Origin of the sequence: Pedobacter heparinus DSM 2366, assembly GCF_000023825.1 — a bacterium.
In the GTDB taxonomy this organism is placed as follows: domain Bacteria; phylum Bacteroidota; class Bacteroidia; order Sphingobacteriales; family Sphingobacteriaceae; genus Pedobacter; species Pedobacter heparinus.
Window position 1 is genome coordinate 1,686,011 of sequence record NC_013061.1, and the last position, 24,637, is coordinate 1,710,647.

Below are 24,637 nucleotides of genomic sequence, written 5' to 3' on the forward strand. Positions count from 1 at the left end.
TTGTTTTCAGTAAATGTATAACAACAATTGGTAAATATATATAACAACAAAAGGCATCCCAAAAAGGATGCCTTTTATTATCATTTATAAGTAATTACTTATTTTTTGTCTTTTACTTTGGCTTCACCCAAATCCAATACAATTGGTGTAGAGATACACAGTGAAGAATAAGTACCGATAATACGACCAATTAACAGGGCAAATATAAAGCCGCGGATACTGGCGCCACCAAAGATAAAGATAACCAGCAACACAAAGAACACGGTTAATGAAGTCAGAATAGTACGGCTTAATGTACTGTTCAGCGCAAAGTTAATCAGTGTTTCTCTTTCTTTTCCATGCAGGTCTTCTTTACCAGATTCAGCAAGTTTCTCACGGATCCTGTCAAATACAACTACGGTTTCTGTCATGGTATAACCCATAACTGTCAGAATAGCAGCTATAAAGTCCTGGCCAATCTCTAATGAGAAGGGCAGTACCCCATCTAAAATGGTATAGAAAGAAAGTACCAGCAATACATCATGGAACAAAGCGATAACCGCACCTAAACCATAATTTAGTTTTTTAAACCTTACTACGATATAAATAAACATTACCAGGCAGGAGAACAATATGGCACCATAAGCACTGTATACAATATCGCTTGCAATGATAGGGCCTACCTTTTCGTTACTTTCAATAGTATAATTCACACCTGTTTTGGCCAAACCTGCTTTTAAGGCATTTTCTACAATTTTATCAGCCTGGATATCAGAATCTGTGATGTGGAAAGTAGTAGTAATTTTCAGTTCATTATCAGCACCCGCAGTTTTAACAATGGTCTCCGATTCAGGGAATACAGCAGCCAGCTGTGCTTTCACATCTTCGGTATGCATGCCTTTATCGAAGTGAACGATATAAGTTCTACCCCCTTTAAAATCGATACCCAGGTTTAAGCCGCCATGTTTGAAATAGAAGATGAAACCTAAAACAATAATTATTGAGGATATGGTATAATAAAGCTTTCTGTGTCCAACAAAGTTGAAAGCGATATTTTTAAATGCGTGAATGGTGTATTTGTTGCCAAAAGTAATGTTGGCTTTTTTGTCTAACAAGGTATCGAAGATCAAACGGGAGATCAGTACGGCACAGAATAAAGAAGAGAGGATACCAATACAAAGGGTGGTGGCAAAACCCTGAACCGGGCCGCTACCGAATACATAAAGGATCACACCCAGTACCAATACCGTTACGTTTGAATCGATAATGGACGACATGGCATGTTTGAAACCTTCTTTAATGGCTGCAGGTGTAGATTTACCTAAAGTAAGTTCTTCCCTTACACGCTCAAAGATCAGGATGTTTGCATCTACCGATAAACCGATTACCAGTACGATACCGGCAATACCCGGTAAGGTAAGCACGGCACCCAGCGACACCAGTATACCCATGATGAAGAACAGGTTGATCACAAGGGCAAGGTTGGCTACCCATCCGGCTTTGTTATAATACAAAGCCATAAAGATCAGGATCACTACGAAGGCCAGCACAAATGACAGCAAGCCATTGTGTATGGCCACTTCTCCAAGGGATGGACCTACAACGAATTCTCCAACAATTCTTGCCGGTGCAGGTAATTTACCTGCTTTTAAGATGTTGGCCAAATCCTGTGTGTCGTTTACTGTAAAGTTACCGGTAATAGAAGAAATACCGTTAGGAATCTCATTTTGTACCGTCGGTGCAGAATAAACAGTATTGTCCAGTACAATAGCGATTGCTTTTTTATTGTTGGCATCCGCCGAAGCTTCTGCAGTGATTTTTTTCCATTTGGCAGCACCATCGCCGGTCATGTACATGGTTACTTCAGGTTTGCCTTTCTGGTCATAATCATGACGGGCATCGCTAATGGCTTCGCCACCTAAATCTGGTTTACCATCCAATGAAGTCACTTTAATGGCATACAGTTCAAATATTTTACTTGTATTGGCCACACCCAGGTCGGCAGGTTTGGCACTCCACATAAACTTATAGCTCTGAGGAATGATGGCTGCAATTTCTGGTCTTTTAAAGAAGGCGTTTACTTTAGCTGTATCTTTTTGCGCAGTCCAGCCAACAACTGGTCCCGGGCGTAATGCCGGCTGACCGTTTTCCGATTGGTAGGTTGGAGGTGTCAATACGGCAAACAATGGGTTAGATTTGGCTGCCTCATTGTTTTTTAAGCTTAATGAATCTTTAGCATCAGCTTTTTTAGCCAGTCCTGCCAGTTTACTTCCGCTTTTTGCTGTAGTATCTTTAGCTGCACCTGTAGCAGTTGTTGTATCTTTTAAAGTAAGGGCAAGTGTTTTGTTGATATTTTCCAAAACCGGATATACTTCCTCGTTCTGGTAAACCTGCCAGAACTGTAGTTCGGCAGAACCTTGTAACAATTTATGGACACGCTCTTTGTCCTGCACACCCGGCATTTCGATAAGGATACGGTTGGTACCTTCCTGTTTCTGCATGTTCGGGCTTACTACACCGAAACCATCAATACGGCTTCTGATGATAATGAACGAACGGTCGATAGCACTGGTAGCTTCTTTAGATAAAAAGCTTTTTACTTCGTTATTGCTTGCATTTGGTTTTAATAGTTTTGCATTGTCCTGATTAGAGAAAAAATCTACCAGGTTCTTACCCGGCGCAAGTTTTTCATATTCATTCACAAACAAACTGATGAAATCTTTTCCACCAGCATTTAATTGTTGCTGAGCATTGGAAAGGGCTTTGTTAAAATTAACATCATCTGTATTGCTGGCCAAAGATTTAACCAGTTCACCTAACGATATTTCCATCGTTACGTTCATACCGCCCTTAAGGTCAAGCCCCAGTTTAATTTCTTTTGATTTGCAGAACTGATAATTAAATCCAAAAAGCGGATAAACAGGCACGGTGGCCATCGAATCTAAATAAGCTTTTTCTTTTTCTACGTCCCCTTTAGCGTAAGCTTTTGCGTCTTTTTCAACTTTAGAGGTAACAAAGTTGAACGAGAGATAATACACACAGACAATACCTAAAAGTATTGCCAAAAATTTAATTAAACCTTTACCCTGCATTTGTTTGTAATTATTAGTCTATATATGCTATATATTTTTTTAACAAGTCGGCAAATCTAATTATTTTTTTAATTAATAGGCCACCTTATTGATTTTTTATTATAGGGCTTCAGCTATTTACGCAGCAGTGTCGAAAATGTGTAAGCAAGGTTGTTTTTTTCGTCGGGCTGATGTGGCTCATTATCAACTTCCTCCCATTTTTTTCGATCAATTTCGGGGAAATAAGCATCGCCCTCAAACCCTGCATGTACCGTGGTCAGGTAAATCTTATCCGTTTTGTCCATCGCCTGTCTGTAAATTTCTGCACCGCCCACTATAAAAACCTCTTTTTCGGCTGTGCAGAGCGCCAAGGCCTGATCTATGTTGTTCACTACTTCAGCCCCCGGTATTTCCAGGCTGTTTGAGCGGGTAATTACAATATTGCGTCTGTTGGGTAGTGGTTTGCCAATGGAGTCAAAGGTTTTGCGGCCCATAATAATGGTATGCCCGCTGGTGAGCTGTTTAAAATGTTTCAGGTCTGTAGGCAGGTGCCACAACAGTTCATTGTTTTTGCCGATGGCATTGTTTTCGGCAATCGCCACAACTATGGATACGGTCATACGGCTACTGCTCCTTTAATGTGTGGATGCGGGTCGTAATCTTTCAGGGTAAAATCTTCATAGCTGAAACTGAATATATCTTTTATTTCAGGATTGATTTCCATGACCGGTAATTTTCTGGGTTCACGGCTCAACTGTAACCTGGTTTGTTCAATGTGGTTATTGTACAAATGGGCATCTCCCAGGGTATGGATAAAATCTCCATAAGCAAGGCCACATACCTGGGCCACCATCATGGTCAGTAAGGCATAAGATGCAATGTTAAAAGGAACGCCTAAAAAGATATCCGCACTGCGCTGGTACAATTGACAGCTCAGTTTTCCATCGGCCACATAAAATTGAAAAAAGGCATGACAAGGTGGTAGGGCCATGTTTTCAACTTCAGCAACATTCCATGCCGAAACAATGATCCTTCTCGAATCCGGATTGTTTTTAATGGTGTTTACAATCTGCGCAATCTGATCGATATGACCACCACCGGGTTTTGGCCACGACCGCCATTGCGAACCGTATACCGGTCCAAGGTCGCCATTTTCATCCGCCCATTCGTCCCATATCTTTACCCCGTTATCTTTCAGGTATTTGATATTGGTATCGCCACTTAAAAACCAGATCAGTTCATGAATGATCGATTTCAGGTGTAGTTTTTTAGTGGTCACCATAGGGAAACCTTCCTGCAGGTTAAAACGCATCTGGTAGCCAAATACGCTGATGGTTCCGGTTCCGGTACGGTCGTGTTTTTGTGTGCCATGATCCAGCACATGCTGCATCAGATCTAGATATTGTTTCATTATATTTACTGGATACTTGCCAGGCAAAAGTACGTATTAATGTGTACATATAAAATAAGGGGAACTTTGTTGACTGAGTGTCTGGTTATTGTTTGGTTACGGCTTACTAATACTAGGTCTTTTATAGGTGTTTTCTAGGTGTTTCATACGTGTCTCGTAGCTGTATACACCTAGAAAACCGATTTTAAACGCAATTTTTCCATGATTTTAGCACCCTCTTTTTATTAACCTAACCAAAGGCTTTACACCTCTTCCGGCTCCCTTATGTCTGGCCCAAAGCTTCTTCTGTTATGGTGTAATTGAACTGGTCTTCCCTTATCCCTGATGTATCTACAATTGAAGCAGCCATAAGGAAAGGATAAGGAAACTATATCCGAAGGTTAAAGCAAAAGGTCGGGCATAGCAGATGACCTGAGGGTACCTGAAAATGTGGATAAGTTGATAACCTTTGTTTCTTAGGTTTAAAGTTCTTCGTATTTTTATCAGATGAAGATCGGATTATACGCAATTCTTACGGCATTACTCATTGCCGGATCATACTTTGCCGGTGCTAAAATGGACAATCCGCTGCTGGCCTACGCAGCAGGTGCTACACTTACGCTCATCCTGTTTTTATGGAACATGTCCAGGTATGCTAAAAAAGCTGCACAGCGTAAATACAGAGAACGCATGTTTCAGCAGCACATGCGCATGACTTTGCGCAACCAGTGGCATTAAAAGTAAATATAAGCTGTTTGGTTTTTTGTAAGTTTACGGCCTGAACAAAATAGAGATCGCCGATGCTTGCATTTGCCAATGCCAAAATAAACCTTGGCCTAAACGTTACCCGAAAAAGACCTGATGGTTATCATGATATCGAAACGGTCTTTTATCCTGTAAAGCTGAATGATGTTGTTGAGATTACTGATTCCGAAAACACCATATGTCTTGTAAAAGGGATAGATGTGCCCGGAGATACGCGGGATAACCTATGTTTGAAGGCCTTTAATTTGTTAAAAAAGGATTTTGATTTGCCGGCACAGCAAATTACTTTGCTGAAGAATATTCCGGTGGGCGCTGGTCTTGGTGGGGGTTCTTCAGATGCAGCACAGCTGATCAGACTGGTAAATGACAAATTTAAACTGGGCCTATCTGTAGTAAAAATGCAAAACTATGCCCGGGAACTGGGTGCAGACTGCGCTTTCTTTATAGAGAACCGACCTGTTTATGCTTTTGGAAAGGGGGATGAATTTCAGCCAATCGCAATAGATTTGTCAAATTATTATGTGGTACTGGTAAAACCGCCTGTTCATGTCTCTACGGCAGCGGCTTATGCGGGAATTAAGCCTGTAATTCCTAGCAGATCGGTAAAAGATTTAATACATTTGCCCTTGAAAACATGGAAACAGCATCTTGAAAATGATTTTGAATCCACTGTGTTTTCGAAATACCCGGAAATTGAACTGGTCAAAAAAAAACTTTACCAATCGGGTGCCCTCTTTGCTTTAATGAGTGGAAGCGGGGCCAGTGTTTTTGCAATTTTTGAGCATGAAGTCAGTTTGCCGGAACTGGAAAATGGGAATAAAGTGTTTTACAACATTTAATTCCTTTTGAAAATAAAAATATTTACGTGGATCATCAATAAACAAAATGCAAGAAGACAATTTCGAAACGTTGGCCATACGTTTACAAGCCGAGAGGACCCAGTTTAAAGAACATTCGGTACCACTGTACCTGACATCCAGTTACAAATTTGACGATGCTGAGGATATGCGTGCGCTTTTTGCGAACGAGAAGGAAGGAAATGTTTACAGCCGCTACGCAAACCCGAACACTGATGAACTGATCAATAAAATGTCGGTACTGGAAGGTGCAGAAGCAGGCTGGGCAACAGCTAGTGGAATGGCCGCCATATTTACTACTTTTTTAACTTTTTTAGCATCGGGCGATCATGTGTTGTCCAGTCGTTCTGTCTTTGGTTCTACGCATCAGCTGCTGAATAATATTTTTCCTAAATGGGGCATCAGTTATACCTATGCCGATCTGGATAAACCGGAAGAATGGGAAAAAGGAATACAGTCAAATACAAAGATGATATTTGTTGAAACGCCGTCCAACCCTGGTATTGATATCATAGATCTGGAATGGCTGGCTAAACTAGCGAAGAAAAACAACATAATGCTGGTGGTAGACAATTGTTTTGCTACCCCATATTTACAGCAGCCGATAAAACTCGGGGCTGATATTTCCATTCATTCTGCTACAAAATTTATTGACGGGCAGGGACGTACCCTTGGAGGTATTATCCTCGGTTCGGCAAAACACATCAAAGATATTGAAGGATTTGCAAGACATAGCGGACCTGCCATGTCGCCATTTAATGCCTGGTTGCTTTCTAAAAGTTTGGAAACACTGGCGGTGCGTATGGACAGGCATTGTGAGAACGCTTTGAAGGTGGCTGAATTTTTAGAGGCACATGCCAGCATCAAAAAAGTAATGTATCCGTTTTTACCGTCGCACCCTCAGTATGAAATCGCTAAAAAGCAGATGAAACAGGGTGGTGGTATTGTTACTTTGGTTATTGAAGGGGGTGCTGAAGCGGCCAGCAGGTTTATGAATAAATTAAAAATGTTCTCTATCTCGGCCAATCTTGGCGATACCCGTTCTATCGCTACGCACCCGGCTACCAGTACGCATTCCAAATTAACGGAAGCGGAACGTTTACAGGTAGGTATTGAGCAGGGGACCATTCGTCTGTCTATCGGCTTAGAACACATCAATGATATCATCGGGGATATTGAACAGGCCTTGGTATAATTGCAAGTTTAATGAACTGAGAAAGCCCTGTATCGTTTAGATGCAGGGCTTTCTCAGTTAACCAGACCAGTATCAGCTGATGTAATCCCGGTCTTCGTCGCTCAGGTTATTTTTTTTTGTGCTGTGTTCATCAATTTCCCTGTCGTACGTACTTACCGTTGTTTTAGGCCGTCCGGCCCAATAGCCGAGTACAAAACCTATAAAAGTACATACGCCCACCACCAGCAGTTTGGAAATGTCTTTTTTCAGAAAAATAAAATTAAATTCCACTGCATCGGTATTGATCATTAAAAAAATAGTGATCAGGGCAGTAAAAATGATAATGAAAACGGTCTTTACACGCATAATTTAAAAACTGTAGTTTAAAATTAACTCTAATATAGGGTTTTGGTGATAAGTTTTGTTTACAAATACACATCTGGCCCCTAAATCTACGATGGGTTGGTAACGGAGTACGTTCATGCTGGTATGCAGTTCAAACCCGTATGTCTTGGGTTCGGACAAGGTAGTGCCCGCACCTATGTTCTCATAATGACAAAATAAGCCGCCCCTGAAATTTCTAAAATAAGCAACAGGGCCAAGTTCTGCATCGGGGAAGGCAATAGGGAACCTGTAATTGAACAATAAGGTGTTTTTGAGCATACTTGTTGCCCTGATGTTGTTATAGCCGTATACGGCGTTAATTTCCCTGTCGTACTTTCTTACTCCGGTGGCGGTTTGATAATTAAAATTGGCCAGAAAGGAATGGTTCCTGAAAAATCCGGGAAAGTAAAGAAAACCCTCTGCAGCAAACAGGCGACCGTCCAGCTGTTTGTCAAAAGGCTGGTGCTGATAGGTAAACCTTAAGATCTGTGCCCATTTTGGGGCAATATCGCGTTCGGCCTGCCGCATAGCGTGGGTAAAGGTAAATCCATATTCCATAGGAAACCGGAGTACGGAGATGTAGTTTCCGGGCATGTTCTGGGCAGCGTACCGCTGGGTAAAGCTGGTAGCTGTTTTTAACGACAAACTGTAAGTATCGCCCAGGGCGTTCAGGTTAATGGGCAGCAAGGCCTGCAGCTGAATATTGTGCTCACGCCAGTCGCCCTGATATATACCCTTGTTTGTACTGTAAAATGTTCTTCTTGGCCTGTTGCGATAAGTAGTGCTGATAATGGGATAAAAGCTTTTCAAACTAAATCCGACATTGTATTCAAAACGGTCCAGGTCACGGTGGTATTCCGCTCCGGCAAAGGCGCTCAGGGTATTGAGCAGGTTGTCTGAGTTGAGCTGTAATCCGAACTGGTATTCATCTTCAATGATCGGGATCACGCTGTGTACATTAAATAAATTTCCCAGGGCTGCGTAAGGCCTGGACGTGTAAGTGCTGTCGGGAATTTTTGAAAATACATTGCCGGTATTTTCCTGTTTCTGGGCAGGTTCACCGAAATAGACAAAATTATTTTTTTCTGGCCGAAGGGCCTTCAAAGACATTTCGGCAACTTCATACCCTCCGGGCATATAATTGTTAAAAATTACGGTGGATGAACTTTTGCTGAATGACGGATTGAACGCACCGTATTTTGCGTCGCTCAGTGCGCTTATTTTCTTTGATTGGATGTCTACGCTGTAAATATTGTCAACTCCGCTGTAATGCGCGTTAAATGCGATTTGCTGGTCAATGAATATGGGCCTTGTGATCTGCTGTTGCGATGGGGCGATCAGTTGTCTGGTTTGTCCCGACCTGTTGCTGGTCCATAAGGCCTTGCCCTGCTCGCTGACACTGATGTAGGTAACTGTATGGCCATCTTCACTGAAAGAAGGGGTTTGCAGGATCAGGTTTTCCGGATTTGGATAGGTGTACAACAGTTTTCCATTGCCTGCATCCAGCTCAACCAGATTGCACTGGTTGCTCAGGTCAAACCTGACTGCTATTATTTTTTTACCATCAGCAGAAAGGGAAGGCGAGAAGAGCCTGCTTTTACTGCTTAACTTTTTGACAAGCTTGTATTTCATATCGTAGCTGCAGATTACACTGTAACTGCGCTGACGGTACCTTGGATCATACCGGATCTCATCCCAAACAATAAGTCCGTTGGCATAACTGTACCATGGTTGTTCCTGCGGACCAATGTTCAGCAATCTGGTTTCTTTCCGGTCTTTGCCTATAACCGTAAACTGAGGAACATCGGCTTTACTTTGCTTTAAAGTTAATATGGTGTTTGCTGTTAATCTTACCGGAAGAAAGTAGTTACTGGCGTAGCTGGACGGTTTGTTTAGTGCGCTGTAATTTTCTGTATGGGATTTTTCGGCCTGTGCTGTCCATTTTTCTTTCAGCAGGCTGTTGGTTTGCTTAAACCATTGGTGGCTTCCTTTGCCTGTAAATTTTTTAAGGGTATTGGAAAAAGGGTAGAGGCGGAAAGGGCGGCGGCGGATATCGGTAAGCACACTATCGAAAATATATTTACCCTCCTGCTTTCTGATGTTGGAGGCCATGAGGTAGCCCAATTGATAATAGCCGGGCGTGATGTCTTTGTCGGAGCCGAAACTGGCTTTGCTGTAAGAAAAGTTTTTGCCTTCCAGCAGGGCTGCCCGGTAAGGCATGATCCATGAAGGCTGTCTTCCCCGGCCGGCATTGGTCAGTGAAGTTTCAGTGCTCACGGCATCGCCTTCAAAAAACCAGATCGGGATACTTGCCCCGAACCAGGCGAGGTGAACTTCTTCCGGAAAAGGGTGGGCCTTCCCGCCGGTTAGTTTGTCGAACTGGGCCACGTGCCGGAGCTCGTGTACAGCAAGGTTGTTCAGCCAGTCCTGACTGTCGAACTGCTGCGGAGGGGTGGTATAAAATTCCGACTTTTTTGGGCCCAGCTGAACGAAGCCGTTTGACACTACCCCACGGTTTTGGAGGAGTACCGGAATGCTTGTTTTTTGCCGGCCCAAACTGCCCCCTACATAAGGGTAAATGTGAGGTAGGGTATTGGCCATTCTCTGGGCCTCTTTTTCCAGCTCCCGGGGATAGATGACTTTAAATCCGGAAGCTTGAATCTGACGCCATTTTACACTAAGTGGGTTTTGTTCTGCATTGAAAATCTGTGAAAAAACAGGATATGAAATAAAACTTAATATTAATGTTATTTTTAAACTGATTGTCAATGATTTATTGTTGTTTTTTTGGTTCATTTAGGTGTTTTACTAAAATAGTTAGTATTTTGAAATTTTTAAATCAGATTTTATATTATCTTTTATTTTAAGTGTATTAATTATTTATTTGATTTTTAATGTTTTATGTATTTTATTTTTATTTTGTGTTTGAATGGTTTTCTTGATTTTTTCTTGCTTTTATGGCTGTTTTTTATCTATTGCCCATTCTTTCCGGTTTGGTGTTTAAATGTGCTGTTAAGGTACACTATTTAGCTGATAAATAAAATTAAATTTAGGTGTTGGATATAGTTTCTGTATACAAAAAAGAGCTGCTGGCTAGCACAATTTTTGCTCCCCTACCCTGCACGAGGCAAGGATTTTTAGCCGTGTTTTTTATATTTTTTGTAACGTGGATACAGGAATACGGCAGCTAAAATAATGACCGCACCAAGGTAAAATCCGATAGACATAGCCTCTTTTGTCCCAAAGAAAATGAAGGCCAAAAGTATACCATATACCGGTTCAAGATTGGTAACGAGGGCAACCCTGAAAGCGGATAAAGTGCGCATGACAGCTACCCCTGCAACATAGGCCAGAGCGGTGCAGATGGTGCCCAGCAACATCAGGTACAGCCAGTCGGAAGTGCTTAAACTGAAACGTTCCAGAAGCAGGCTGCCGTCGAATAAACGGTACAATGTAATCCAGAAAAAGGCTGCTGTAATTTCATAGAAACCGATGATAACAGGATTGCTTTTTTGTACCAGGACAGAATTTATGGTGGCAAAAAGACTGGAGGCAAGAGCTGCAGACAGCCCTAAAATGATGCCGGACGTATATCGTGATTCGAATTTAAAGATGAGATAAATACCAAAAATGATCATTAAACCGACGATAATATCTGCTGTCTGTAGCTTTTGTTTTTTGATGAGTGGTTCCAGGATCGCTGTAAAAAGCGTAAAGGAGGAGAGACAAACCAGTGTGACCGATACCGTAGAAACCTTGATGGCCTGAAAAAAAAGGATCCAGTGCAGGGCTACAATGCTGCCTGTAAAAAAGAAGGCTAAAAACTGCCTTTTTTCAACTTTCAGGCTGGTTTTACTAAATTTAAAGTAGACGAAAAGGGTGATGCTGGCTATTAAAACCCTATACCATACCAGTTGTACGGCATTGATGGAGATCAAGGCGCCAAGTATGCCGGTAAAGCCCCAGATGAATACCGTAAGATGTAATATCAGCAGGTTTTTGCCGGGATTTACAGCTTTGGCAGACATTATTTGGGGGCCTTTCTGAGCAGATAAAAGCCCAGTAAACCAAAAAATAAAGTGGGTGCAATTACAGCCAGTAACGGAGGCATGCCGCCTTTAAGAGAAAACATTTTTGCGAATTGGTTAAATACAATGTAAGCAAAACTTAATAAAATTCCGATACCTAAGGGCAGTCCAACCCCTCCACGCACCTTTCTGGAGGATAATGCGACACCTATAAGGGTTAAAACAAAAGCCGACAAAGGGTGTAAATAGCGTTTGTATTGCTCAAATAAGAGGTCGTTCCAGATACCGGAGCCCCTGATTCTTTCTTTTCTGATCTTTTCAGAGAGTTCTTTATTGCTTAAATTTTCAAAGACATTGTCGTAAGCAGAGAAGTCGTCCGGCCGCATGTCAAGTACCGTGTCTTTTGTAAGGGAAGTACCGCTTACAAAAGTTTCCTTTAAGCCGTTCACATATCTTATAGAATAGTTTGTTAGCTTCCATGATCGTTTTAAGGAGTCCCATTTGATTTCGTCTGCAATAAGCTTCTTGGTCAGCACATCCCCTTTAAAGTTGTCTAATGAGAATTTTGTACCTGTTTTGCTCTTATTGTCGAAATTATCCATAAAGATATAGGTGTTGTCGTCCAGCTTCATATGGATATTGCTTTTGCTGGATGGATCATTTTTCTTTACGTAGGTATTCTCGAAAGTGTTTTTGAGCTGATTGGTATAGGGCAGGATGTATAAGTTGGAAGCCAGGTTAACCGCAAAAATGACAAATGCAGATACAAAATAGGGAAGAAGAAAACGGTTAAAGCTTACTCCCCCACTTAAAATAGGCACAATTTCAGTTTGGTCGGCCATTTTTGCAGTAAAAAATATAACCGCTATAAAATTGATCAGCGGCGACAGCATATTTACATAATAAGGGATAGAGCCGGCGTAATAAAGTGATATGACCTGCCAGAAGGTAAGGTTGGCACTTAAAAAATCATCCAGTTTCTCCGACAGGTCAAAAATAATGATGATCACTACAAATAAGGTAAGCGTATATAAAAACGTGCCCAGATATTTGCTGATGATATACCAGTCGAGAATTTTGACCCTGTCCTTGATAAAGTTCATTTACAATTTATTACCTAATATAGTAACCATTTTGTTTTTCCAGGCGTAAAATTCTCCACTCATAATTTTTTCACGGGCAGTTTTAACCAGCCATAAATAAAAGTGGAGGTTATGTAAAGTTGCAATTTGTGCACCCAGCATCTCTTTGGAGTGCATTAAATGTCTTAAATAGGCTTTAGAGTACACCTGGTCTGCAACCAGATCACTTTCTGCCTCAATAGGAGAAAAATCATCGGCCCATTTTTTATTGCTGATATTGATGACCCCATTTTTAGTGAAAAGCATGCCATTTCTGGCATTTCTGGTTGGCATCACACAATCAAACATATCTACACCGAGGGCAATGTTCTCTAAAATGTTGATCGGGGTGCCCACACCCATTAAATAACGTGGTTTTTCGTAAGGAAGTATATCACAAACCACTTCGGTCATGGCATACATTTCTTCTGCAGGTTCACCTACAGAAAGACCACCAATGGCGTTACCTTCCCGGCCCATAGCCGCAATAAATTCTGCTGATTTTACGCGCAGGTCTTTGTATACAGATCCCTGTACGATAGGAAACAGGGTTTGGTCAAAACCGTATTTGGGTGTTGTGGTATCAAAGCGTGTACAACAGCGTTTTAGCCACCTGTGGGTCATGTTGATGGAGTTTGCTGCGTATTTATAATCACATGGATAGGGGGTGCATTCATCGAAGGCCATAATAATATCGGCCCCGATGGTACGCTGAATGTCCATTGCGTATTCTGGTGTAAAAAGGTGTTTGGAGCCATCTATATGAGAGCGGAAGGTCACGCCCTCTTCCTTTATCTTCCTTACCTTACTTAAGGAATACACCTGATAGCCGCCGCTATCCGTCAGGATCGGACGGTCCCAGCCAATAAACTGATGTAGACCGCCTGCGCGTTCCAGAATATCGAGACCAGGTCTTAAATATAAATGATACGTATTTCCTAAGATGATTTTAGCATCAATATCATTTTTAAGTTGCTGCTGGTTAATCGATTTAACCGTTCCTGCAGTGCCAACAGGCATGAAAATGGGCGTCTGTATTTCGCCATGGTCTGTTGTGATTGTGCCTGCCCTCGCTTTCGAATGTATATCTTTTGCCGCTAAATTGAATTTCATTTATGTGTATTTATTGTTTTTAACTGGCTGGCCGGCAAATATTGTCCGGCTTATTAAATTTTCAGTCACCAATTAAAATCCCGGCAAAAATAGCAAAAAACAAGCTATAAAAAGGTTAAATTTTTTATCAACATAAACGAACATTACAGATTAAAAACCAGAAATTTGACACCTTCAAAAGTAGATCGTGGAATTAACCTTATTAGTGAGCCTGGAGAATTGCCTGCTCGGCATATTGATTTTTTGTTTTCTGATACAGCTATATTTTAGCTTGTTTGTTCACCTTAAACTGGCGCTCGTAAAGGTGGATGAAATACCGGATAGGGCTGCAAAACCTTTAAGTGTAGTGATCTGTGCGCGCAATGAGACCGAAAACCTGAAACAATATCTTCCTGTGGTGCTGCAACAGAATTATGCCAATTACGAGGTGGTTGTGGTAAATGATCGTTCCTGGGATGGTACAAAAGACCTGCTTGAAGAATTTTCAAAACAATACAAACATCTTAAAATCGTTACGGTAAATGAAGGAAGTAAGTTTATTGCCGGTAAAAAATTTGCGGTAACCATGGGTATAAAGGCTACTTCAAACGAATGGCTGGTATTTACTGATGCCGATTGTATGCCGGCTTCTCCCAACTGGTTACTGGGGATGCAGCAGCCTGATGACGACCAGACCGAGATTGTTTTGGGCTATTCACCTTACCTGAAGAAAAAAGGGCTTTTAAATGCCCTGATTAGGTTTGAAACCTTTTTTACAGCGGTCAATTACCTGTCTTTTGCCCTGAAAGGAATGCCTTATATGGGGGTAGGCCGGAACATGGCCTATAAAAAATCACTTTTCTTTAACAATAAAGGTTTTGCAGCACATATGCACATTCCTTCCGGAGATGACGACCTTTTTGTAAATGCACATGCACACCACAACAATACTGCAATAAGGATCAATAAAGATGCACAGGTATGGAGCGTGCCCAATACCAGTTTCGGGGCTTATTTACGGCAAAAAAAACGTCATTTTGGTGCTGGTAAATTGTATAAAGCCAAACACAAGTTTATTTTATCGGCCCAGATTATGGTACAATTTCTTTTTTATGTGGTATTTGCGCTGTTGCTGTTTTTCAAAACAACATTTTATCCTGCGCTGGTGATATTGGCCCTTAGCATCATTGTCAGGTGTTTTATCTATCCCAGGCTTTTAAAGCGGCTCAGTTATGCTGATTTGAGCTGGTGGTTTCCTGTGCTGGATTTACTATTATTCATTTTTTTAGTCTTTAATGGCTTTGTATCTATATTTGTTAAAAAAATACAGTGGAAATAAAATCAACGTTAATACAGGAATACTTTAAAGATCTGACTGAAAAGCAAATTGCCCAGTTTGATCAGTTGTATAGTTTATATAGTTTTTGGAATGCACAGATCAATGTCATTTCGAGAAAAGATATAGATGAACTTTATGAACGTCATATCCTGCATTCATTGGGGATTGCCAAATTCTGCACCTTTAAACCGGGCGAAAAGGTACTTGATGTGGGTACAGGTGGTGGTTTTCCAGGTATTCCACTGGCCATTTTATTTCCGGAAACTTATTTTCATCTGGTAGATTCCATTGGCAAAAAGATCAAAGTGGTAACAGAAGTTGCCTCGGCCCTTGGTCTGGAAAATGTAAAGGCAAGCCATTTGCGGGCAGAACAGGTAACGGACAAATTTGATTTTATCGTATCAAGGGCAGTAACACGCCTGATTGATTTTTACCCCTGGATTAAAGGGAAGTTTAATAAGGACTCTAAAAATGCCATTCAAAATGGGATTCTGTATTTGAAGGGGGGAGATTTGACCGAAGAAATTGCCGAATCAGGCCTGAAAGCGGAATTATATCCGCTTTCAGCTTACTTTAAAGAAGAGTTTTTTGAAACCAAATACGTGGTTTACATTCCGCAGTAGTACGGTTACCAACTTATATTTTTAATTTAATCTGTCTGATTTTCAATTGGATACTGTTGTTGCTGTGGTTTAATGCTGCTAAACTGTCTAACTTAGCCTATGAGTTTAATCCACAAAATAGGTCTTACACTGATCAAAAGTGTAGGGGATGTCATCGCAAGGAACCTGCTCGACCAATTTGGGAGTGCAGAAGCGATTTTTAAAGCTGATAAATATCAGTTAATGGAAATTTCTGGTATAGGAGAGGTGGTTGCCACACAGATCTTAAATCATGATGTCTTTGAAATTGCTGAAAAACAGCTGGCATTTATTAAGAAACACCGCATACAGGTACTTTTTTATACCGATGAAAACTATCCATGGCGCCTGAGGAACTGCCATGATGCGCCGGTTTTATTGTATTATAAGGGCAATGCAGATTTAAATCATTTCCGGATCATCAGTATCGTAGGCACCAGAAGGGCAACAGAATATGGCCGTAAACTGTGCAGGGAGCTGGCAGAGACCCTTGCCCCATATCGGGTAATCATCGTGAGCGGACTGGCCTATGGCATAGATGTAGCTGCCCACAAGGAAAGTTTACAGCAGAATATACCTACAGTGGGCGTATTGGCACATGGTTTAGACCGCATCTATCCAGCCCTGCATAAACCTGTAGCCCAAAAAATGTTGCTCAACGGTGGTCTGTTAACTGAATTTCTACCAGATACCATCCCCGATAAGGAGAATTTTCCAAAACGGAATCGAATTATTGCTGGTATTGCTGATGCAACAATTGTTGTGGAGGCCACGACAAAAGGTGGGGCTTTGATTACTGCTGATATCGCAAATTCTTACAACAGAGATGTGTACGCTTATCCGGGACGAACGAATGACCAGTATTCTGCAGGATGTAACTTTTTAATCAAGACCAACAGGGCCTCCCTGATCAGTCATGCCAAAGATCTGATCTATTATTTGGGTTGGGATGAGATAGTTTCCGAAAAAAGCAGTTCGCAACTGCAATTACCCGTAGGTCTTTCTGACGAGGAACAAAAGATCGTAAATATTTTAACAGCTACACCAATTGGTATTGATGAAATAGGACAGCAGTTAAATTTCAGCCAGAGCAAGCTGGCCATGCACCTGCTTAGCCTGGAAATGCAGGGCATTCTGGTGGCCTTACCCGGCAAATTTTATAAGCTGAATTAGAATATTTTTCATTTGCCATTATTATCGTCTGTTTGTAAGTCTATTGGAATACTAGAATAAAATGTTGTTTTGTAATAATCAGTAAAGCAATATTATATTATGAATATTTATTTGTTTGTAGAATTCCAATCTTCAATCCGTATTTTTGCAGTATGTGGTACAATAATATTTTAGAAACCATTGGCAATACGCCACTGGTAAAATTGAATAACATTACTAAAGATATTCCTGCAACTGTATTGGCTAAGATTGAAACTACAAATCCTGGAAACTCGATTAAGGATCGAATGGCGGTAAAGATGATTGAAGATGCGGAAAAAAGCGGCAAGCTGAAACCGGGAGGTACAATTATAGAAGGTACCTCCGGTAATACCGGAATGGGGCTGGCTATGGCGGCTATCATTAAAGGTTATAAATGTATTTTTACCACTACCGACAAGCAGTCTAAAGAAAAAGTAGATGCTTTACGGGCCTTTGGGGCCGAGGTAATCGTTTGTCCCACTAACGTAGAACCAGAAGACCCGCGCTCTTATTATTCGGTATCTTCCCGATTGGAGCGTGAGGTGCCAAATTCCTGGAAACCAAATCAATACGATAATTTATCCAATTCCCAGGCCCATTACGAACAGACTGGTCCTGAAATATGGGCGCAAACTGAAGGTAAGATCACCCATCTTGTAGTGGGGGTAGGTACGGGTGGCACAATTTCGGGCACAGGAAGATATCTCAAAGAGCAAAATCCGGATATTAAAGTATGGGGTATAGATACCTATGGATCAGTTTTTAAGAAATATAAAGAAACAGGGATATTAGATAAAAATGAGATCTATCCTTATATCACAGAAGGTATAGGCGAAGATTTTCTGCCAAAAAATGTAGATTTTGACATCATCGATCTTTTTGAGAAAGTAACGGATAAGGATGCTGCATTAATGACCCGTGATATTGCCCGGAAGGAAGGGATATTTGTTGGTAATTCTGCTGGTTCTGCTATTGCTGGATTGCTGCAGTTAAAGGATAAACTAAAACCTGAAGATGTGGTGGTGGTGATTTTTCACGATCATGGTAGTCGATATATGGGTAAAATGTACAATGAAGACTGGTTAAGGGAGCGTGGTTTCCTTAAGGATGAAAAACTTACGGCCCGGTCGATCATTAAAAAGAAAGAAAGTGCTGAGATCGTCACCATAGATTGTGAAAAAACAATCCTGGAGGCCATCAACAGCATGAATATGCTCAATATTTCACAAATACCGGTTACCCAAAAAGGTATGGTAATAGGTAAATTGGCCGAAGGAGATATCCTGAAAGCCCTGCTGGAAAACCCATCGTTAAAATCTGCGCCTGTTCAGCAGATCATGTCGGCGGGTTTCCCTTTTGTTGATTTGAACACTTCTATAGACAGGATTTCTTCTTTGATCAATAAAGAAAACAGTGCCGTACTGGTTGAAGACGAACAAGGTAAAATTGAGATCATTACACAATACGACATCATCAATGCAATTTCGGGTTAGCCCATTAAAAATATACCGAGACAAAAACAACACCCAAATAAAAAAGCCCCAGTTAGGGGCTTTTTTTATGGTTTATACCTGTCAAGTAAACTTAATGTGTCGGGGCCGAGGCTTCTATACGTTTGATCTGTGCACCCAGGGCACGCAGACGGGTATCGATGTCCTGATAACCACGCTCAATCTGCTCTATATTGAATATGGTTGATTTTCCTTCTGCCGATAGTGCGGCGATCAGCAGGGATACGCCTGCACGGATATCCGGGGAAGTCATGCTGATCCCCCTTAATTTATACTTCTTGTCTATGCCATTTACGGAGGCCCTGTGCGGATCGCAAAGAATGATCTGTGCACCCATGTCTATCAGTTTATCCACAAAGAACAGCCTGCTTTCAAACATTTTCTGATGGATCAGTACATTTCCGCGTGCCTGTGTAGCTACAACTAAAATAATGCTCAGCAGATCGGGCGTAAAACCAGGCCATGGGGCATCTGAAATGGTTAGCATAGAACCATCAATAAAGGACTCAATTACATAATGTTTCTGTGAAGGAATATAAATGTCATCTCCTTTCAGCTCAAATTTGATTCCCAGTTTTTTAAATACATCAGGTATTACGCCCAGCTCAGGGTAGCAAACATTTTTTATGGTAATTTCCGATTCTGTCATGGCAGCTAAACCTATGAAAGAGCCTATTTCTATCATATCAGGCAGCATCCTGTGTTCGGTTCCACCCAGTTTCTGAACACCTTCAATGGTCAGCAAATTGGACCCTACGCCCGATATTTTAGCACCCATGCGGTTCAGCATTTTGCACAGTTGTTGCAGATAGGGCTCGCAAGCCGCATTGTAAATGGTTGTTGTACCTTTAGCGAGTACAGCTGCCATAACAATGTTGGCCGTACCTGTTACGGATGCTTCATCCAGCAGGATGTAAGCACCTTGTAAATTCGTTGCATCAACATTGAAGAACTCTTTTTTACTGTCGTATATAAACTTTGCCCCCAGTTTCTCAAAACCAATAAAGTGCGTATCGAGTCTTCTACGACCAATTTTATCGCCACCTGGTTTAGGAATGGCGGCTTTGCCAAAGCGGCCCAGTAATGGGCCAACAATCATAATTGAACCTCTTAAACCTCCGCCTTTCGTTTTAAAAACGTCCGACTGGAAAAAATCAAGGTTGATGTTTTTAGCTTCAAAAGTATAGGTATCTTTATTCAGGCGTTCGATGGTCACACCCATATCTCCCAGCAATTCAATCAGTTTATTTACATCTTTTATATCGGGTATATTGCTTATGGTGATCTTCTGATCAGTCAATAAAACAGCAGAGATGATCTGTAAGGCCTCATTTTTAGCCCCCTGGGGTTGAATTTCGCCCTTTAGTTTCTTTCCGCCAATAATTTCAAATGCGTTCATGTTATTCGTAAGATGTATGGTAAACCGGTAAAATTAGTGTCGCTGTTTGCCGTTGTTGTTGCGTGCAGGGCGGTTGTTGTTGTTTTGTCTGCCTTTACCATTATTTCTTCCGCGGTTGTTATTGTTGTTGGATGGTCTGGCTACAACAGGCTTAAATTCAACTTTATTTAAATTCACATTCTCATCCAGCTGGAGTTGTCCGCCCGACAGTTCGCGGAGGTTCTTTAAAATTGTTTCATCTGCCACGCTGTCTTTGTTCCAGGTTACATAAGCCATTTTCATAAAATTGGCAATGCCCTGTACCATAGCAGCCCTGCGTTCCGGTTCTTCAACCGCTTTGGCTTTTTCTATCATCATTTCAACAGTTTTACCATAATGTTTGTAGGTAATTCTTTGCTGAGGATAGCCGATATGCTCTGGTTTTACCAATGCTGCTTCCGGGGTTGGCTTTGGATAGGGACTGTCCACATCAATTTTATAACCCGAAATGATGTGTAAATGATCCCAAAGCTTGTGCTTAAAATCGGCAACATCACGTAAATGAGGATTTAAAAAGCCCATTAAATCTATAACTGCCTGTGCGTATTTATTGCGTTCTTCAAGATCTGGGAGTTCAATAATGTACTTTACCATGTTTTGTACATTACGGCCGTATTCGGCTAATATCAACTCGTTTCTTGTGGTGTTGTATTCGAAATTCATTTATATATGTTTCGTTTTTATAATTAGAATGGGCCGCTTGTCATAAATCTGGCTCATTTATACCGGCATAGTCTTTAAAGAAATAACGACAAAAGGCCGGTTTTTTATATATTACAATCAGTTTTTTGTTTATTTGGGAGGCACGGGGCTTCCTGTATGTGCTGTAAATATAAGGGTTATTTCACAATTCGCAACTTAGCAAATTTTAGTAACAATTGTTTGTTGCCAAGGCCCTGGAAAAACACGGTTGCTTTTACATCAGGTAAGGTCCCTTCCAGACTGATAATTTTTCCGAAACCAAATTTTTCATGCTCTACATCCATGCCATTCTGAAAAGCACTTGCAGCATCGGGGGTAAAACCCGGTGTGGGCACGTGTGCTTTAGGTAACATGGCGGTAGTTTTTGGCCTTGGTGCCTGCGTACTTACTGTTCCTGTACCTCCTGAGGCTGGTTTTGGTTTGCTAAAAGTATCCCGTTGCTGTGTCCAGCTCCGTCTTTCATCGCTGAAACTGTTTTCGGTCAGGCTGCTTTTTGCAGGTTTTACCACTTCAATTTCCAGATAACGGGCATTAATTTCATCTATAAACCTGCTGGGTTCACAATTGGTCAGCGTTCCCCAGCGATACCTTGAGGTAGAGTAGGTGAGGGTCAGCTTTTTTTCTGCACGGGTTACGGCTACATAGAACAGTCTGCGCTCCTCTTCAAGGTCGCTGCGGGAATTTAGCGACATCTGCGAAGGAAACAGGTTTTCTTCCAGCCCAACTACAAATACGTTCTTGAACTCCAAACCTTTGGACGAGTGGATGGTCATCAATGAAACCGTGTCCTTGTTCTTGTCGTCAGCTTTATCATCGTTGGTCAGTAATGCAATATCCTGCATAAAAATAGCCAGACTACGGTCTTCAATGTCTTCACGCTCACCAAATTCCTTAATACCATTTAACAGCTCCTGTATGTTCTCATGCCGGCCACGCCCCTCTTCCGACTGGTCGGCATGCAGTTCCTTTAAAATTCCGGAATGCTGGGCAATGTATAAAGCTGTTTCGTAAGCATCCAGTTTCTTTGCCTCAACAGCAAAACTCTGGACCATTACGGCAAAATCATTCAGTTGATTGGCAATTCTGCCTGGTATGTATTGCTGCGGGTTGCAGATCACCTGCCACATCGTAATGTTGTGCTGATCGGCAGCCACCATGATTTTCTCTACCGTTGTGTCGCCCAAACCCCTGCGCGGGTAATTGATTACCCTTTTAATGGCCTCTTCATCAGCAGGATTAAAAGTTAACCTGAAATAGGCAATTAAATCCTTTACCTCTTTCCGCTGATAGAAGGAGAGACCGCCGTATATCTTATAAGGTACATTTAATTTTCTTAAAGCCTCCTCCATGGCGCGCGACTGGGCATTTGTCCTGTACAGGATAGCGAAATCGTGGTAATCGTAACCCTTGGATGAACGTTCCTGTACAATGGCCTCTGCTACCATTTTACCTTCCTCATTATCCGTAAAAGCACGTTGTACCTTGATCCTGTCGCCCGCTTCATTATCAGAAAATACGTTCTTTTCCAGCTGATTTTTATTGTTTGCGATGATACTGTTGGCCACCTCAACAATATTTTGGGTGGAACGGTAATTCTGCTCCAGTTTATAGACCTTTAAATCGGGATAATCGCGTTCAAAGTTCAGGATGTTCTGGATGTTCGCCCCCCTGAAGGCATAAATACTTTGGGCATCATCACCCACCACACATATATTCTGATAAGCGGCGGCCAGCTTTTTAACAATTGTATACTGCGAAAAGTTGGTATCCTGGTACTCATCTACCATCAGGTATTTAAATTTCTGCTGGTATTTGTTCAGTACATCGGGATGGGTTTTCAGCAAAACATTCGTTTTGAACAACAGATCATCAAAATCCATTGCACCAGCTTTAAAGCAGCGCTTGGTATAAGTTTCATAAATCACCCCGATCAAAGGCCGTTTATTGCTTACATCCTCGGCCTGGATTTCAGGATTTTGCATGTACTCTGTATACGAAACCAGGTTGTTTTTAGCAGAAGAGATTCTGTTGTATACAAAATTTGCATTGTACAGTTTATCGTCCAGCTGCATTTCCCGCAATATGGTCCTGATCAGGCTTTTGCTGTCGTCAGTGTCATAAATTGTAAAATTAGATGGATAGCCTATTTTCTCGGCCTCAACCCTTAATATTTTAGCAAATACAGAGTGAAAGGTACCCATCCAGATATTTTTGGCCTCAGGGCCAATCACTTTCATGATCCGCTCACGCATGTCCTTGGAGGCCTTATTGGTAAAGGTCAGTACCAGGATATTAAAGGCATCTACCCCTTTTTCAATCAAATGGGCAACCCTGTAGGTAATCACCCTTGTTTTTCCAGAACCTGCACCTGCAACAATCATTGCCGGGCCTTGTGTATTTTCTACTGCTGCGCGTTGTTGGGGGTTTAAACCTGCTAAATAATCCAAAATCCGTTCCTGCTGTTTCTTATGTTAAAGTGCAAATTTAAGAAATTCTACACTGTTAATGCTATAAGTTACCCCGGATTATTTTTTACCTTGTATCTTTGTCCAAACTAATTTGTTATGCAAGAGATCAAAAAATATGTTGAAGAAAACAAGCAGCGTTTTTTAGACGAGCTGTTTGAATTGCTGCGTTTTCCATCCGTTAGCGCCGACCCAAAATATAAAGGCGATGTACTTAAAACTGCTGATTTTGTAGCGCAAAAGCTGAAAGATGCCGGTGCAGATAAAGTAGAGCTTTGTGAAACCGCAGGTTACCCCATTGTTTACGGCGAAAAGATCATTGATGAACAACTGCCCACAGTTTTAATTTACGGTCATTATGATGTGCAACCGGCCGATCCGCTGGAATTATGGAAAACCCCTCCCTTTGAGCCTACTGTACGCGACGGCAAGATCTATGCACGTGGCGCATGCGATGATAAGGGACAGTTTTACATGCATGTAAAGGCCTTTGAGCTGATGATGAAAACCAATACCCTAAGCTGCAATGTGAAGTTCATGATTGAAGGCGAGGAAGAGGTAGGTTCAGCAAACCTGGGCACTTTTGTCAATGCAAATGTAGAACGCCTTAAGGCCGACGTGGTTTTAATTTCTGATACCTCCATGATCAGCATGGAAAACCCTTCAATTGAAACCGGACTGCGTGGCCTGGCTTATATGGAAGTTGAAGTTATAGGCCCTAACCGCGATTTACACTCCGGTGTATATGGTGGTGCAGTGGCCAATCCGGCAACGGTGCTTTGCAAAATGATCGCTTCCTTACATGATGAAAACAACCATATCGCCATTCCCGGATTTTATGATAAAGTACTGGAACTGACAGCTGAAGAGAAAAAGGCATTAAATTCGGCCCCATTTGATTTAAATGAATATAAGGAAGACCTGGATATCAGGTCTGAATGGGGAGAAAAAGGTTATTCTACCTTAGAGCGTACCGGAACCCGGCCAACCTTAGAGGTGAATGGCATCTGGAGCGGTTATACTGGTGAAGGGGCCAAAACGGTACTCCCTTCCAAAGCCAATGCTAAAATTTCTATGCGCCTGGTACCCAACCAAAGTTCTGAAGAGATCTCTGCCATCTTTACCAGGCATTTTGAAAGCATAGCCCCCGATTATGTAAAGGTAAAAGTTACCACCCACCATGGAGGGGAGCCGGTAGTTACGCCTACAGACAGTGTAGCCTACCGTGCAGCAGAAAAAGCCATTGTAGATTCATTTGGTAAAGCACCAATTCCTACCCGTGGGGGTGGAAGTATCCCTATTGTGGCCTTGTTTGAAAGCGCTTTGGGTATTAAATCTGTGCTTTTTGGTTTTGGTCTGGATAGTGATGCACTTCACTCGCCAAATGAGAAATACGATATTTTTAACTACTATAAAGGAATAGAGACTTTGCCTTTGTTCCATAAGTATTTTGCTGAATTGAGTAAGTAGTTGTTCTTGCACGTAC

Annotated in this window: 19 protein-coding genes; 8 read left to right on the forward strand and 11 right to left on the reverse strand. The window is 41.6% G+C overall.

Annotation, left to right across the window (positions count from 1 at the left end):
* Window positions 1-98: 98 nt before the first annotated feature.
* From secDF to PHEP_RS07105, 3 genes are all read right to left on the reverse strand, one after another.
* Complete coding sequence (gene secDF, locus PHEP_RS07095; protein ID WP_012781578.1) at window positions 99-3,071, reverse strand: protein translocase subunit SecDF; 2,973 nt, start codon at window positions 3,069-3,071, stop codon at window positions 99-101.
* Window positions 3,072-3,184: 113 nt separating this feature from the next.
* The gene (locus PHEP_RS07100) at window positions 3,185-3,670 is read right to left on the reverse strand and encodes a dihydrofolate reductase (RefSeq protein WP_012781579.1); all 486 of its coding nucleotides are present in this window, start codon (window positions 3,668-3,670) and stop codon (window positions 3,185-3,187) included.
* Complete coding sequence (locus PHEP_RS07105; RefSeq protein WP_012781580.1) at window positions 3,667-4,461, reverse strand: thymidylate synthase; 795 nt, start codon at window positions 4,459-4,461, stop codon at window positions 3,667-3,669. Before PHEP_RS07105 ends, PHEP_RS07100 begins: the two co-directional genes overlap by 4 nt.
* 486 nt (window positions 4,462-4,947) lie before the next feature.
* Here PHEP_RS07105 and PHEP_RS07110 point away from each other — a divergent pair, with 486 nt between their 5' ends.
* The 3 genes from PHEP_RS07110 (at window position 4,948) to PHEP_RS07120 (ending at window position 7,257) form a co-directional block, all read left to right on the forward strand.
* Entirely contained in the window at window positions 4,948-5,178 is a 231-nt protein-coding gene (locus tag PHEP_RS07110; protein ID WP_012781581.1) for a hypothetical protein, read from the forward strand.
* A 62-nt stretch (window positions 5,179-5,240) separates the two neighbouring features.
* The gene (ispE, locus tag PHEP_RS07115) at window positions 5,241-6,044 is read left to right on the forward strand and encodes a 4-(cytidine 5'-diphospho)-2-C-methyl-D-erythritol kinase (protein ID WP_012781582.1); all 804 of its coding nucleotides are present in this window, start codon (window positions 5,241-5,243) and stop codon (window positions 6,042-6,044) included.
* A 46-nt stretch (window positions 6,045-6,090) separates the two neighbouring features.
* Window positions 6,091-7,257 (forward strand): trans-sulfuration enzyme family protein, encoded by a 1,167-nt coding sequence (locus tag PHEP_RS07120; RefSeq protein ID WP_012781583.1) that lies wholly within the window; start codon window positions 6,091-6,093, stop codon window positions 7,255-7,257.
* A gap of 72 nt (window positions 7,258-7,329) precedes the next feature.
* On the opposite strand, the gene PHEP_RS07125 is transcribed toward PHEP_RS07120, so the two are convergent.
* The 5 genes from PHEP_RS07125 to tgt all read right to left on the reverse strand — a co-directional run bounded on the left by PHEP_RS07125 (window position 7,330) and on the right by tgt (window position 13,882).
* Window positions 7,330-7,602, reverse strand: coding sequence for a LapA family protein (locus PHEP_RS07125; RefSeq protein ID WP_012781584.1), 273 nt, complete (start codon window positions 7,600-7,602; stop codon window positions 7,330-7,332).
* 3 nt (window positions 7,603-7,605) lie between these two features.
* Complete coding sequence (locus PHEP_RS07130) at window positions 7,606-10,416, reverse strand: TolB-like translocation protein (RefSeq protein WP_012781585.1); 2,811 nt, start codon at window positions 10,414-10,416, stop codon at window positions 7,606-7,608.
* Between the two features lie 341 nt (window positions 10,417-10,757).
* The gene (locus PHEP_RS07135; protein ID WP_012781586.1) at window positions 10,758-11,648 is read right to left on the reverse strand and encodes a DMT family transporter; all 891 of its coding nucleotides are present in this window, start codon (window positions 11,646-11,648) and stop codon (window positions 10,758-10,760) included.
* Window positions 11,648-12,751, reverse strand: a complete 1,104-nt coding sequence (locus tag PHEP_RS07140; protein ID WP_012781587.1) for an LptF/LptG family permease — start codon at window positions 12,749-12,751, stop codon at window positions 11,648-11,650. The genes PHEP_RS07135 and PHEP_RS07140 overlap by 1 nt, the downstream gene beginning before the upstream one ends.
* On the reverse strand, window positions 12,752-13,882 hold the full coding sequence (gene tgt, locus PHEP_RS07145) for a tRNA guanosine(34) transglycosylase Tgt (protein ID WP_012781588.1): 1,131 nt from the start codon (window positions 13,880-13,882) through the stop codon (window positions 12,752-12,754).
* 187 nt (window positions 13,883-14,069) lie between these two features.
* On the opposite strand from tgt, the gene PHEP_RS07150 reads away from it, so the two are divergent.
* From PHEP_RS07150 to PHEP_RS07165, 4 genes are all read left to right on the forward strand, one after another.
* A complete protein-coding gene (locus PHEP_RS07150; RefSeq protein WP_012781589.1) occupies window positions 14,070-15,200 on the forward strand; it encodes a glycosyltransferase in 1,131 nt (376 codons plus the stop codon).
* Window positions 15,191-15,823 carry a 16S rRNA (guanine(527)-N(7))-methyltransferase RsmG gene (rsmG, locus tag PHEP_RS07155; protein ID WP_012781590.1) on the forward strand — a complete coding sequence of 211 codons (633 nt, stop codon included), beginning with the start codon at window positions 15,191-15,193 and terminating at the stop codon, window positions 15,821-15,823. The genes PHEP_RS07150 and rsmG overlap by 10 nt, the downstream gene beginning before the upstream one ends.
* Before the next feature lie 99 nt (window positions 15,824-15,922).
* On the forward strand, window positions 15,923-17,014 hold the full coding sequence (dprA, locus tag PHEP_RS07160) for a DNA-processing protein DprA (RefSeq protein WP_012781591.1): 1,092 nt from the start codon (window positions 15,923-15,925) through the stop codon (window positions 17,012-17,014).
* Window positions 17,015-17,166: 152 nt separating this feature from the next.
* Window positions 17,167-18,528, forward strand: a complete 1,362-nt coding sequence (locus tag PHEP_RS07165) for a pyridoxal-phosphate dependent enzyme (protein ID WP_012781592.1) — start codon at window positions 17,167-17,169, stop codon at window positions 18,526-18,528.
* 91 nt (window positions 18,529-18,619) lie between these two features.
* Here PHEP_RS07165 and murA read toward each other — a convergent pair whose 3' ends face one another.
* The 3 genes from murA to PHEP_RS07180 form a co-directional block, all read right to left on the reverse strand.
* Window positions 18,620-19,945 (reverse strand): UDP-N-acetylglucosamine 1-carboxyvinyltransferase, encoded by a 1,326-nt coding sequence (murA, locus tag PHEP_RS07170; RefSeq protein ID WP_012781593.1) that lies wholly within the window; start codon window positions 19,943-19,945, stop codon window positions 18,620-18,622.
* A 33-nt stretch (window positions 19,946-19,978) separates the two neighbouring features.
* Window positions 19,979-20,647: a DUF4290 domain-containing protein gene (locus PHEP_RS07175; RefSeq protein ID WP_012781594.1), complete on the reverse strand. Its 669-nt coding sequence runs from the start codon at window positions 20,645-20,647 to the stop codon at window positions 19,979-19,981.
* 176 nt (window positions 20,648-20,823) lie between these two features.
* The gene (locus PHEP_RS07180; protein WP_012781595.1) at window positions 20,824-23,133 is read right to left on the reverse strand and encodes an ATP-dependent helicase; all 2,310 of its coding nucleotides are present in this window, start codon (window positions 23,131-23,133) and stop codon (window positions 20,824-20,826) included.
* Window positions 23,134-23,250: 117 nt separating this feature from the next.
* Between PHEP_RS07180 and PHEP_RS07185 the strand changes: the two genes are divergently transcribed.
* Window positions 23,251-24,621, forward strand: a complete 1,371-nt coding sequence (locus tag PHEP_RS07185) for a dipeptidase (RefSeq protein WP_012781596.1) — start codon at window positions 23,251-23,253, stop codon at window positions 24,619-24,621.
* Window positions 24,622-24,637: the final 16 nt, after the last annotated feature.

Coding starts and splice junctions, on each gene's coding strand:
- secDF (WP_012781578.1), bottom strand. CDS start 3,071: ATGCAGGGTAAAGGTTTAATTAAATTTTTGGCAATACTTTTAGGTATT.
- PHEP_RS07100 (WP_012781579.1), bottom strand. CDS start 3,670: ATGACCGTATCCATAGTTGTGGCGATTGCCGAAAACAATGCCATCGGC.
- PHEP_RS07105 (WP_012781580.1), bottom strand. CDS start 4,461: ATGAAACAATATCTAGATCTGATGCAGCATGTGCTGGATCATGGCACA.
- PHEP_RS07110 (WP_012781581.1), top strand. CDS start 4,948: ATGAAGATCGGATTATACGCAATTCTTACGGCATTACTCATTGCCGGA.
- ispE (WP_012781582.1), top strand. CDS start 5,241: ATGCTTGCATTTGCCAATGCCAAAATAAACCTTGGCCTAAACGTTACC.
- PHEP_RS07120 (WP_012781583.1), top strand. CDS start 6,091: ATGCAAGAAGACAATTTCGAAACGTTGGCCATACGTTTACAAGCCGAG.
- PHEP_RS07125 (WP_012781584.1), bottom strand. CDS start 7,602: ATGCGTGTAAAGACCGTTTTCATTATCATTTTTACTGCCCTGATCACT.
- PHEP_RS07130 (WP_012781585.1), bottom strand. CDS start 10,416: ATGAACCAAAAAAACAACAATAAATCATTGACAATCAGTTTAAAAATA.
- PHEP_RS07135 (WP_012781586.1), bottom strand. CDS start 11,648: ATGTCTGCCAAAGCTGTAAATCCCGGCAAAAACCTGCTGATATTACAT.
- PHEP_RS07140 (WP_012781587.1), bottom strand. CDS start 12,751: ATGAACTTTATCAAGGACAGGGTCAAAATTCTCGACTGGTATATCATC.
- tgt (WP_012781588.1), bottom strand. CDS start 13,882: ATGAAATTCAATTTAGCGGCAAAAGATATACATTCGAAAGCGAGGGCA.
- dprA (WP_012781591.1), top strand. CDS start 15,923: ATGAGTTTAATCCACAAAATAGGTCTTACACTGATCAAAAGTGTAGGG.
- PHEP_RS07165 (WP_012781592.1), top strand. CDS start 17,167: ATGTGGTACAATAATATTTTAGAAACCATTGGCAATACGCCACTGGTA.
- murA (WP_012781593.1), bottom strand. CDS start 19,945: ATGAACGCATTTGAAATTATTGGCGGAAAGAAACTAAAGGGCGAAATT.
- PHEP_RS07175 (WP_012781594.1), bottom strand. CDS start 20,647: ATGAATTTCGAATACAACACCACAAGAAACGAGTTGATATTAGCCGAA.
- PHEP_RS07185 (WP_012781596.1), top strand. CDS start 23,251: ATGCAAGAGATCAAAAAATATGTTGAAGAAAACAAGCAGCGTTTTTTA.